This window comes from Pseudanabaena biceps PCC 7429 (genome assembly GCF_000332215.1).
Taxonomy (GTDB): Bacteria; Cyanobacteriota; Cyanobacteriia; order Pseudanabaenales; family Pseudanabaenaceae; genus Pseudanabaena; species Pseudanabaena biceps.
Map to the genome: position 1 here is coordinate 23,962 of NZ_ALWB01000012.1, position 11,375 is coordinate 35,336.

At 40.4% G+C, this 11,375-nt stretch carries 15 protein-coding genes; 7 read left to right on the top strand and 8 right to left on the bottom strand.

The annotated features are described in order from the left end of the window. Positions 1-3: 3 nt before the first annotated feature. From cobT to xseA, 4 genes are all read right to left on the bottom strand, one after another. On the bottom strand, positions 4-1,068 hold the full coding sequence (gene cobT, locus PSE7429_RS02735; RefSeq protein WP_009625517.1) for a nicotinate mononucleotide-dependent phosphoribosyltransferase CobT: 1,065 nt from the start codon (positions 1,066-1,068) through the stop codon (positions 4-6). 98 nt (positions 1,069-1,166) lie between these two features. After that, complete coding sequence (locus PSE7429_RS27505; RefSeq protein WP_071590100.1) at positions 1,167-1,310, bottom strand: DUF2256 domain-containing protein; 144 nt, start codon at positions 1,308-1,310, stop codon at positions 1,167-1,169. A gap of 62 nt (positions 1,311-1,372) precedes the next feature. Further along, a complete protein-coding gene (xseB, locus tag PSE7429_RS02740; protein WP_009625518.1) occupies positions 1,373-1,588 on the bottom strand; it encodes an exodeoxyribonuclease VII small subunit in 216 nt (71 codons plus the stop codon). After that, entirely contained in the window at positions 1,581-2,798 is a 1,218-nt protein-coding gene (gene xseA, locus PSE7429_RS02745; protein WP_009625519.1) for an exodeoxyribonuclease VII large subunit, read from the bottom strand. The genes xseB and xseA overlap by 8 nt, the downstream gene beginning before the upstream one ends. Positions 2,799-2,820: 22 nt before the next feature. Here xseA and PSE7429_RS02750 point away from each other — a divergent pair, with 22 nt between their 5' ends. From PSE7429_RS02750 to PSE7429_RS02760, 3 genes are all read left to right on the top strand, one after another. Beyond that, entirely contained in the window at positions 2,821-3,225 is a 405-nt protein-coding gene (locus tag PSE7429_RS02750; RefSeq protein WP_040687080.1) for a hypothetical protein, read from the top strand. A gap of 457 nt (positions 3,226-3,682) precedes the next feature. After that, on the top strand, positions 3,683-4,123 hold the full coding sequence (locus PSE7429_RS02755; RefSeq protein WP_009625521.1) for an RrF2 family transcriptional regulator: 441 nt from the start codon (positions 3,683-3,685) through the stop codon (positions 4,121-4,123). A gap of 165 nt (positions 4,124-4,288) precedes the next feature. Next, positions 4,289-4,993, top strand: coding sequence for a GDSL-type esterase/lipase family protein (locus tag PSE7429_RS02760; RefSeq protein ID WP_009625522.1), 705 nt, complete (start codon positions 4,289-4,291; stop codon positions 4,991-4,993). Positions 4,994-5,319: 326 nt separating this feature from the next. Here PSE7429_RS02760 and PSE7429_RS02770 read toward each other — a convergent pair whose 3' ends face one another. Next, positions 5,320-5,556, bottom strand: a complete 237-nt coding sequence (locus tag PSE7429_RS02770) for a hypothetical protein (RefSeq protein WP_009625523.1) — start codon at positions 5,554-5,556, stop codon at positions 5,320-5,322. Positions 5,557-5,748: 192 nt separating this feature from the next. Here PSE7429_RS02770 and PSE7429_RS02775 point away from each other — a divergent pair, with 192 nt between their 5' ends. After that, entirely contained in the window at positions 5,749-7,578 is a 1,830-nt protein-coding gene (locus PSE7429_RS02775; RefSeq protein WP_009625524.1) for an ATP-dependent nuclease, read from the top strand. Further along, complete coding sequence (locus tag PSE7429_RS02780; RefSeq protein ID WP_009625525.1) at positions 7,575-9,479, top strand: ATP-dependent helicase; 1,905 nt, start codon at positions 7,575-7,577, stop codon at positions 9,477-9,479. The genes PSE7429_RS02775 and PSE7429_RS02780 overlap by 4 nt, the downstream gene beginning before the upstream one ends. A gap of 88 nt (positions 9,480-9,567) precedes the next feature. Here the strand turns inward: PSE7429_RS02780 and PSE7429_RS02785 are convergent, their stop codons facing one another. Beyond that, positions 9,568-9,819, bottom strand: coding sequence for a hypothetical protein (locus tag PSE7429_RS02785; RefSeq protein ID WP_009625526.1), 252 nt, complete (start codon positions 9,817-9,819; stop codon positions 9,568-9,570). Positions 9,820-10,004: 185 nt separating this feature from the next. On the opposite strand from PSE7429_RS02785, the gene PSE7429_RS02790 reads away from it, so the two are divergent. Together PSE7429_RS02790 and PSE7429_RS02795 are read left to right on the top strand one after the other, a co-directional pair. Continuing rightward, positions 10,005-10,319 (top strand): hypothetical protein, encoded by a 315-nt coding sequence (locus tag PSE7429_RS02790; RefSeq protein ID WP_009625527.1) that lies wholly within the window; start codon positions 10,005-10,007, stop codon positions 10,317-10,319. Next, positions 10,294-10,674 carry a toxin-antitoxin system TumE family protein gene (locus PSE7429_RS02795; RefSeq protein WP_009625528.1) on the top strand — a complete coding sequence of 127 codons (381 nt, stop codon included), beginning with the start codon at positions 10,294-10,296 and terminating at the stop codon, positions 10,672-10,674. The genes PSE7429_RS02790 and PSE7429_RS02795 overlap by 26 nt, the downstream gene beginning before the upstream one ends. On the opposite strand, the gene PSE7429_RS26170 is transcribed toward PSE7429_RS02795, so the two are convergent. Further along, positions 10,655-10,816: a hypothetical protein gene (locus tag PSE7429_RS26170; RefSeq protein WP_158467605.1), complete on the bottom strand. Its 162-nt coding sequence runs from the start codon at positions 10,814-10,816 to the stop codon at positions 10,655-10,657. The two genes, PSE7429_RS02795 and PSE7429_RS26170, sit on opposite strands and share 20 nt — an antisense overlap. Before the next feature lie 297 nt (positions 10,817-11,113). Next, a partial coding sequence (locus tag PSE7429_RS27025) for a transposase (RefSeq protein WP_009625530.1) occupies positions 11,114-11,375 on the bottom strand: 262 nt, incomplete at its 5' end.

Genomic DNA, 11,375 nt, shown 5'->3' on the forward strand with positions numbered 1-11,375 from the left:
CATTTATAGCTGAGATTCGATCGCTGCTAATAACTTTTCCTGTGACCAATTTTGATAGAGATGACTAGCGATCGCCGCGCCACCAGCACCAACCCCCTCTTTGACAAAGCCTTGCTCGTAGGCAAGTAGCTGAGGAAATCGGGATTTAGCAAAACTTAACTGGGTTGCCATTAATGGAACATCCCGCACCGCTAAGGCAAGATCGACTGTATTTCCTGTGGGATCTTCGGCGACCCATCGGGTTGTACCGACAATAATGGTATTGGGGTTCCATAGGAGCCCTTGATAATTAGCGATCGCTCTAGTGAGGGCATAGATTGCTAACATTTGGGTTCCGCCTGCGAGTAATACACCACTATGTCGGCTAGCGGCGATCGCCATGCCTGCAACTGCGATTTGCATCGGATCGCCGACGGCGGCTACTACTTCAAAGGGAGTTGGGGCAGTGCGGAGATGTTCTAGACCTGCTTGGACGATTTCCCACTTTTGAGCATGATTGCAGGTGGGATGAGAACTGTTAACCTTATCTTTTGCCTCAATTCCTAAAGCTGTTAAAACTGCTAGAGCCGTAGTCGTACCGCCAACTACGCATTCACTCAAAATTATATAGGCTCCTGACTGGGCTAGTTTTTCGCCCCAGACTAATCCCTGTACAAATAATTGCAATACTGTTTCTATGGGTAAGGCTTTGCCCGTACTCAGACATTGTGCAGGAGTTCCAGCAAGATCGATCGCTTGGGTCTCAGCAGTAGGAGCGATCGCTAAGCCTGCATTGAAAATGAAGAGAGGCAAGTTTTGCGTAGCGACGACAGCACGGGAAATGAAAACGGGAGAAGCGCCAGCAATGAGAGGTGGCAAAGGGAAATTGGGACTTGCTCCTGTGGCGAGAAATTCAGCATCGGCGATCGCTGTATATTTACGATCTTCGGGTGTCGCACCTGCGACGGAAATATTCGGGATTAGTCCTGTTTCGGTAAACCCCAGCACACAGGCAAATACGGGACGTTTACCACGATAGGTTTCGAGCCAAGTTTCGGCTTTTTCGCGTTCTGTGTAGATTTCGATCATTAATCTTTTGCTATATCTATTCAAAATCCATTCAAAGCCGAAGAAAGATTTGCGGAGCAAATCTTTCTTCGGCTTTGCTCGGCAACCTTAACTACTTATTACTTTTTCGCTTGGCGACAGCGATCGCTACAGTACTTCACTTCATCCCAGCATTTTTCCCATTTCTTGCGCCATGAGAAAGGTTTACCGCAAACTATACAATCTTTGCTAGGTAAAAAAGATTTATTGCCTTTGTAAGCCATATTTTTGAAAACGTTATAGGCGGTATGTTCTCTGGTTTTGGTTTTTAATTACGCCGAACTAGTTAGATATTATTTTGAATCAGCGTTACTTTCTGTTCGGCTTTTTCCAGATACTCTCGGCAATGGTGCGATCGCTTCATTCCTTCTTCATAGAGAGCCAGCATCTCATCAAGAGGTGCTTCCCCATCATCGAGAATTTCAACAATTTCTTCGAGACGTTGTAATTGTTCCTCAAAGGAGAGATCTTCTAGATTTTTTTTAACATCATTCTTAGTCATATACTTTCCTGATTACTTTCTCGATGCTAACTTGGGCGGTTTCAGAACTTCTCACAACTTCCACTTTAGCAAATGTCCCTGCAAATTCTGAGAGAGATTCATCATTAGTCAGTAGGCGATCGCCTACTTTTAAGAGGGCAAAACCTCGCTGTAACGGGGATAAAGGATGCAGCGATCGCAAATGGGCGGCGATCCTATCGAGTTTGGCAGTGGATTGGCGCAGATGACGGATTAAGGACTTTTGCATTGATTGCTCGGCTTCGTCTAATTGTTGAGCGCGATCGTGTAGGCGATCGCCAAAGTTTTGCAGAGCATAGCTATTCGTTAGAGCATTTAACCTTTGGCGATAATCTTGTATTGATTGCTGCAAGCTGCGCGTGAGGCGATTTTCCCAAAAGTCAATTTGCTGTAAAAGCGTATCGCGATCGCCTTGCGAGACGATTTCTGCGGCGGCGGTCGGTGTCGCGGCGCGTAAATCCGCAACAAAATCGGCGATCGTGAAATCCGTTTCATGCCCCACCGCCGAAATAATGGGAATGCGCGAATGATAGATCGCTTCGGCAACAGGTAAAGTATTAAATGCCCAGAGATCCTCAATCGAACCACCACCGCGCCCAACGATCAGCACATCCGCATCGGTATTTTGGAGAGCCTTAATCGCGGCGGCAATCTCCTCAGGAGCCGTTTCGCCTTGCACGGTGGCAGGACTAAGATAAATTTGACAATGGGGCGATCGCCGTTGCAAAGTGCTCAAAATATCTTGGAGAACTGCGCCCGTTGGCGAGGTGACTACACCAATTTTTAGAGGCAATGCAGGGAGATCACGTTTGCGGTCGGGATCGAAATAGCCCCTCTCGGCAAGTTCTTCTTTCATAGCGGCAAAGGCAAGATACAAATCACCTTGTCCTGCGGCAGTCATGCGATCGCAATCGATCTGATATTTGCCACGGTTGGCATAGACTGTGAGCCGACCCTGTACCACGACCTGCATCCCACTTTTAGGACGAAATGCTAGGGTTTTGCTCGCCCACATTACACAATCGATCTGAGCCGATTCATCTTTGAGCGTAAAATAGCGATGCCCAGAGGCAGCCGTCGTAAAGCCAGAGATTTCCCCTGTCACCCGCACGATCCCAATTTCTTCTCGCAACAAAAGCGTAATTGCTTGCGTCAATCCAGCAACAGTCATCGCTTCTTTAGAACCGCCCATAACACCTTCTGCAAGCCAATCTATGAATACTTTTTTTCGAGCACTGCCCTATTCTATGCTGCTGCTTGCGGTCTTGCCAGTTGCCATGCAAGCACAAACATCCGACGAGCTAGGCAATTACTACAAAAATGAAACACCAGTCCAATCTACCCGAAACTCGCAGAATGGCTCAGGTTCATTGTGGCGAGTGGTAGTTGCTGATGGTTTGAACTGTAGGCGAGCCGCGAGTTTACAGAGCCCCGTACTACGCACTTATCTGCGAGATGCTTTGTTGGAGGTAGAGGTTTATCGGGGTGGTTCCGATGAGGTTTTAGTTAATGCTGTCGATGAGAATGGTAAACCTTGGATGCCAGTACGAGGCAAAGACTTTAGTGATGTTTGCTATGTCAGGGCAAATAGTCGATATATTCAGCCAGTGCTGCGTTAATCCCCTAGATTGAAATATTGAGAATCGTGCTGGGAAGCCCTCCTATGCTCTTGGGAATTATACCCAAACTAAAAATGGCGTAGCCATTTTTAGTTTTTCAAACCCTTACTAGGTTTGATTTTTAATTCACAAAAGTGTGATAACACTTTTGTGAATTGGTATTAAGTAGCTAGGCATAAGTAAACCTAAAACCGAGAAGAGCATACCGCCCGCGCAGCGGACGGTATGCTCTCTGGTTTTGTTTTTTAATTATGCCGAACTACTTACAGCAATTATCGATCAAACGAATCACAAGGAAATTTTGAAAGCGTTGCTTTGCAACGCTTTCAAAATTTCCTTGGGTTGGGTTTAAGCGTAAAGCGCTGTAATATATTTACTCTAAATTTACAGTGACATACCGTAGTATCATAGAATGCAATAGGATAAAATATCTTTAAAATAAGAAATACGGTCTGTTGTGGAACTTTCTTTAAAGAGTGAATATGCAATTTTAGCTATGCTTGAGCTAGCTAATAATACCGCGATCAATCAGCCTCTCCAGATTCGTCAAATTGCTCATCAACAAAATATCCCCGATCGCTATTTAGAGCAGTTGCTAGCGACATTAAAACGACAGGGATTGGTCAAAAGCCAACGTGGAGCCAAAGGTGGCTACGTTCTCGCTCGCGATCCTTGGGAAATTAGCTTGTTAGAAATCATTCGGGGCATAGAAGGTTACGACCCCATCTCTGAAAAAAGCAGTAAATCAGGCAGTGAGAGCGCATCTCTTGCGGTAATTCGGGAAGCTTGGGAATTAGCTCAAAAGGCAGCTTCTAATGTGTTAGATGACTGTACGCTCAAGGATCTCTGCGATCGGCAACGGCAGCGTCAAATCGCAACAACTATGTATTACATCTAAAACGCTAAAGAGAGTGGCGGCGCAAAGCGCCGCCACTCTCTTTAGATAGCAAAATAAAATCACGCTAAAGATCTATTAAGTAAAACTACTTAGTTGCGATAATCTAGATGTAGATTTGTTAAGCAATTAGTCTATTTACGTCTATTTACTCAGAGCGCATTTTTGATGACGACCTTAAACCTCCTGAGAACTCCTACTCTATTCTCCTGTTCCCAAACACTTAGGGTCACTGCATTTGGTGATAGTTTAATCTATGGCTATGGTGATCTTCTAAATGGTGGCTGGGTCGAGCAACTAAGACGACAATGGATGGCTACATCTCCTAACCATGTCCTCTATAACTTAGGCGTAAGGGGCGATACGGTAGCACAGGTCAATCAACGCATGGAGCAAGAATTTTTACTGCGGGGAGAGCTTCGCAATAATCGTCCCGATCTGATGATTTTATCGGTGGGGGTAAATGACTCGCCACGGGTTGGCAAGCGTCAAGGTCGAAATATGACAGATAGCGATCGCTTTACCCTCGAAATTATCAATTTACTAGACAAGGCCCAGAATCTCTGTCCAGTTATATTTGTGGGCATGGTTCCTGTGGATGAGTCGAAAATGCCTTTCTTAGGATGTATGTATTTCAATCATGAGGATCAGTTCCGCTATAAGGAAGCCACGAAATTAGCTTGCCGACTGCGGGATATCCCCTACTTAGATGTTTTCGATCTATGGCAAGGTCGGGGACAAGATTGGATTAATAATCACTTAATTGAAGATGGATTGCATCCAAATTCTGAGGGTTATAATGCACTTTTCCAAGATATTCTCCATTGGCAATCCCAAATTCATTTGGAACAACTGATCTCTCAACCGATGTAACAGAATCCGCAGTGGAAAATTATCAAAGATGTATTTCCTGCGGCAAAATCTGACCTAGAGCAAGGGAGAAAACGTACTTTTGCTTGGCTGTGTAAGCAAAAATACGTTTGAGTAAAGACGCTAATTCAAGGGATTCGAGAAGTTGAATTGCGCCAGTTCTATATTTTTGTTTGGAAAGCGCATTGCCAATTTCTAACAAAATCGCCTGAGTATTTACTAGTATTATGTTTTGGGTTTCAATCTATTCAGCAAGTTCAACTGCTTTTGCATGATTTCGATCCGTAATTGCAGATAGAGCGATCGCAAAGGATGTATCTAAAAAGACTTCACGCATTTTCTGAAATATTTTCTCCATACAAGTACTGGTCTATGTTTTCCGACCAGTCTGGTTGACCTTGCAATTTTAAAGATTTAGCAGTTTGTAAGAATGATTTTTTGGTTGGCTTGTTATCAGGCAATAGACTTTCAACAATAATCCTTACTCTCGTACCTGATTTGATGTTTAAGGGGACTTCAGGGACAAGGGTTTTACCATCGAATAGAGCATCTAAGGTTTGAATCATGGCTTTTTGCTTATGCTGCTTTGTTATCATTATATCGCTTGATCGCCTATCACCACATCTACAATGCGATCGCCAATTAATTCTTCAGATCATTGGTAATTTGTAGAAATATACGCCAATAGTTATGTATATGTATTCCATCTAAAAACAAAATTTGATACACTAATAAATAAACGGCATAGAGGTTTACACTTGAATATTGTCATCGACACCATCAGAATCGCAGGTTTTCGGGGCATCAAAAATCTTGAGATGTCTCTGCCTCGCGTTACTTTGCTGATTGGGATGAATAATTCAGGAAAAACATCTGTACTAAAAGCACTTCAATTAGCTTTGGGTGATTACTCGCGCTATTTATCTGAAGAGGATTTTTATATTGGTAGTGACGATAAACGTGCGGCTGAGATAGTTGTAGATGTTAGGATTGTACCTGTAGATGAACAAGGCGATCGCATAGATACATTTGATGATGATTGGCAGGCTGAATTTCAAGATAGGATTCAATCTGAATCTAACTCTCGTCAATATGTAGCACTTCGTACTCGTAGTAAACCAGATGAAGTTAAGGGTGGTTTTGATACATCTTACTTAGTGCTTAGGCAATGGGCAGATTATAGTAACTGGCTGACTGATAGCGTACAGGTTTCCACTAAAAATTTTTCCCGTCCTACAAGCATATTATTTATTCCAATTGATGCTCAAAGAGATATTCATCACGAAATTAGAGATAAGTCTTCACTGATACGGAAAGTTTTGTCATCTGTTAAATATGACAATGCAGAAGTTACTGCTCTAGAATCGTTGATTAAAGATGTTAATGATTTAGCAATTACTAAAAGTACCGAACTTACCAGTCTAAAGACAAATTTAGAAAAACTGAATCAGTCGATTGAGAGTTCTGGCAAAGCCGAAATCACTCCTTTTCCCAGAAAGATTCGCGATCTTTCTAAATATTTCTCGGCTCATTTTGGTGAAAGTGCAAGTAGTACCTTTTCTATGGAATATCACGGAATGGGTACACGTAGCTGGGCATCTATGTTAGTTGTCAAAGCTTTTACTGAATTACAAGATGAAAAACATGCGAAGGAAGCAAAGCCTTTCTTTACTATTCTTGCAGCCGAAGAGCCTGAAGCACATTTACATCCAAACGCTCAGAAAACCCTGTATAAACAACTTGATGATTCTAGAGGACAAGTGATCATCAGTACACATTCGCCCTATGTGGCGGCTATGGCTAAACAAAGTGAGCTAAGATATTTAAAGAAAGATGCGGACAACATAGTCGTCAAATATCTAAGTAATGAGCTTACTCATGAAGAAAGGCGTAAGTTACATCGTGAGGTCATCCATTCTAGAGGTGAAATCCTTTTTTCTAAAGCTATTGTTCTATGTGAAGGTGAAACAGAAGAGCAAGCATTACCATTGCTTTTTGAAAAATATTTTGGTAGTGAAGCATTTGTAAAGGGCATAAGTTTTATTGGAGTTAGAGGAGCAGGGAACTATCTTCCATTTTTACGATTTGCCTATGATTTCTCTATACCTGTTTATATTTTTGGTGATGGAGAAGATTCAGCAGTCAACGCACTCAAAAAACACTACGAGAGCGTATATGGAAAGACAGAAATTTTAAATTGCTCAAATATTACTATCCTTGATGGTACTAATTTTGAAGGTTATCTGATTTCATCGGGATTTCAATCAATAGTTGAATCTGCCATTGAAGATCTTAACGGGAATGGAGCTATTCAAAAGTGGATAGATGATAACGATGGTAAGTGGGCTGGGAGAAAACCAACCAATCAGCCCACCTGTAAAACATGTAATCAGAAAATCTATATTGATGTTATTAAAGACTATCAATCATCTGGGGGTGCTAACAGAGTTTTGATGGATATTCTTAAGCCTGGTAAAACCAAATACGCTCCATTAATTGCGGAAAAGCTCTGTGAGCTTGAGAAAGAGCAGTTACCTCCAAAAATTCTTGAATTTTTTCAGAAGATTGAAAATGGAGGCATAATATGATTGATTTATCTCCAGATAAAAGAAGTATAGTTTACGCTCCAACGGATCGAGCAATACAGGTACTAGCTTCGGCTGGATCGGGAAAGACTCGTGTTTTGACAGAGCGTGTAAGGCATATCATTAACAGCACTAAAAAAGATGGAGTTATAGCATTAACTTTCACAAACAAAGCTGCGGAAGAAATGCTCAATCGTCTAGAAGACCTTGAAGATGTTAATGAACGATGCTGGATAGCGACAATTCATTCTGTAGCTCAACGCATACTTGAACAGTATGGACATACCCTTAAAGATGTTGCTTTGCCTTCTGAGTTACATATTTACGATCGTGATGAAGATCGCAAAACTATTTTTATTCAATCTCTGCGAAATGAGGGCATAGATATTGATAAATTTCTTGATGTGTCGGACAGTAAAACAAAAAGAGAGCGAGAAGCTAAAATTCAAACTCGATTGGGACAGTTTGCTACTGTTAAAAGAGAATTATTAGATGAACAAGAAATCATCAATAAATATTCTGAAAATACTAAATTTTTGTCAATCTATCGTTCGTACCAAAAAGCTCTATTTGAAGGTGGAGGTATTGATTTTGAGGATATCCTTGTTTACGCTCATAAAATACTTCTTGATAACTCATGGTGTGGTGATATCTATCGCGCAAAATATAAGCATATTTGCGTTGATGAAGCCCAAGATCTCAATAAAGCTCAATATGAATTTATAAAGGTTTTATGTGGAGAAAAAATAAGGAGCGTTCTGATGGTTGGCGATCCTAATCAGATGATTTATGGTTTTAATGGTTCATCAAACAGATATCTCCTTCAAAATTTTCTTAATGACTTTAGTCCGATTCAGTATGTCCTTAATAAGAATTTTCGTAGCTCAAAAGCAGTTGTTAATCTGGCTAATAAGATAAAACAAGGTTCTCAATCAGAATATGATTTTGCTCTTGATGGACGTAGTGAAATTAAAATACTAGAAGATGAAAATTCTGAAGCAGTTTGGATTTGCAACAAAATTGATGAATTAATCCAAGAAAAATCAAGCCATGAAATTGAAGGTGATATTTCACTAGACAAAATGGTAGTTATTGCTAGAAATCGTTTTGTCTTTAAGACTCTTGAAGAACATCTTAAAGTTAAAGGAATTAATCCTTTATTTAATAGGGGAGAACGACAAGTAGAAGCATCATCAACTTTTGGCAAGGTCTTAGATCTTGCAATTCGTGTACGCTTGAATAAAAAAGATTGGGTAGACGGCAAAAAACTGTGTACAGTTTTGAAGATTGACAGTCCTGATGTATGGGATGACGAATGTATATTGAGTAAATTTGCTGAAAACGTTCTAAACACAGATATTCCCATCCCTGATATTCAGTCCAAACTTTTACTTGAGATTCAAAATTTAGATATAAACGATCCCAATATACCTAAACTCTGTAAATGTTTTGCCCAACTAATCGAGGAAAGAAAAAATGAAACATTAAATGAATTTGAAGAAAATGAACTTGAACGCTCTATCCAAGAGCTTCAGGAATTTAAAGAATGCTGGCAAAAATCTAAGATTTTAGGACTAGGTTCTCTTTCTTCTTTTCGCAATGCAATGGCGTTAGGACAGTTAAATGGAAATAATAGTAAAAATGGACTAACTTTGAGTACAGTTCATACTATGAAGGGATTAGAGAAAGATATCATTTTTTTGATGGGAATGTGTGAAGGAGTTTTTCCAGACTATCGCGCTCGTACTGAACAAGATATTGAGGAAGAACGAAATAGCGCTTTTGTTGCTGTAACTAGAGCTAAAAGATGGATTTATATAACATCCCCTCGGTTGCGAAAAATGTCTTCGGGAAATAGCAAAGTGCAGCGACCATCTAGATTTATTCGGGAGATGCAGGGATAGACATCAATTGGTGAAGGTTTTATAACCCAAGAAAAATATCGCGACTAAGCACAAATGAGATCGCATTCTAAAAACAAAAGGCTAAAAATTACGCACTCTCCCATGATTCCCCATGAATCTCCCTCATCAACTCCCGTACACCACCCTCCAAAGCCAAAAGCGCATCCTCCATAGATTCATATTCATCCTCACCTTCCCAAAATATTCCACCCGTCTCAAAAGCACGAACAAACGCACTGGAATAGCCATTATCTCTCCAACCAATCTCAATTATTCCATTCTCTTGATTAACCCAACGAGAAATATTCGGATACTTGCTTTCAAAAAATTTTTTAGACATAGATTCATACTGGCGCTTGTCCCATTGTCTCAGATACTAAGGCGATCGCGCTACATCCTCGACCTCGTTAAGTGCGATCGTCCGTGCCAGCATCAAGTCAGTTAAAATAAGTAATAGCTTGCCCCCATTACAGAAAAAGTAAACTCAACCTTGCATAATCTAGAATTTATTTGAGGTAAACCATTATGTTGCAACTAGAAATCAAATCCGATGCACCCGATCTCGAAATCGTCCAAAAACTGATCAGAGCCGCGATTGATGCAGAAATCAAAAACTTACAGCGATCGCTAGATAAAACTAATAAATTTTTAAAAGAATTTGAAACCAAATATCAAATCTCATCCGACCATTTTCTCAGCGATTGGACTGCTGAAGACCTCAAAGGCGGTGACGAAGAATATGTGAGTTGGGCAGGTGAAGCCAAAATCAAGAAGAGACTAACTACTTCTCTGCAAAAATTACAAGCAATCGAATATGTTACTCAACAACTATCAATCTAACATCATCTCCATTATTCAAAAATATGTAAATGATGGATGGATTCTATCCTTTAACTTTTCTATTGATCCCAGATCGGATTATGTTGGATTTATTCAAGGAAGTTTAGAGTTTTTGCAAGGCTCACGTCTATTTTTTAAAGAATATGTTGACTTACAGGAATCCATTGAAAAACTTTCATATTCCTTCCATTACCAAGATTCTGATAACAATTTGATATTTCGTTATGACAATGCAAATCATCAGCCTAGACTAGACTACATAGATCATAAACATATCAAAGATAAAATCATTTCCTCTGAAATTCCAGATATTGAGCAAGTGATCCTAGAAATAATTACCGATTATTTAAGTTAAATTTCTTGAAAAATGCGATCACTTCACCCTTGATAAAGATAAATACCAATAATCCTAACGAATGATCAGGCGATCGCGCTACATCCTCGACCTCGTTAAGTGCGATCGCGCGCGTAAGCATCGAGCCAGTTGGGATCGTCAACAGCTTACCACCATTGCATGAGCGCACCATATAATCACCATGATATAATGCAATTGGAAAGTATCAAAGTGTTGATTCTCTCTTAGCTTTTGCATTTCAGCTTTTAGAAGAATATGAAGCTAAACAACAAAAATTGAACGAACTAAGGAAAAAGATCTCTGAAGGAACAGAGCAAATTAAACAAGGCGATGTCGTTGACGGTGAATTAGTATTTCAACAATAACTAGGGCTTGCTGAAAAAGAGACTAAGCGGAAAGGAGTGTGCAAAGAGGAAGGGGATAATACTTTGACTGTCTACTAGGAAATTGCCAAGAAAAGAATTAAAGTTAAAGAGCGGTTTCCGCGAAGGAAGAACAAAGAGTTGCCAGCAAAACAAAAACCAAGAAAAACCGAAAAAACAATCCGCTTGAGCAGGGCTTCCAAATTCATCACCAAGAAAGTGATAGCGATCGCTGTTTCCGAAGTATTTGCTAACTTGGTCATGACACGATTTAAACTGAACCGTCGTTTAGCCTGTCCAAACTTACCTTCAATTCGATTGCGAACCTTAGCATCTTCG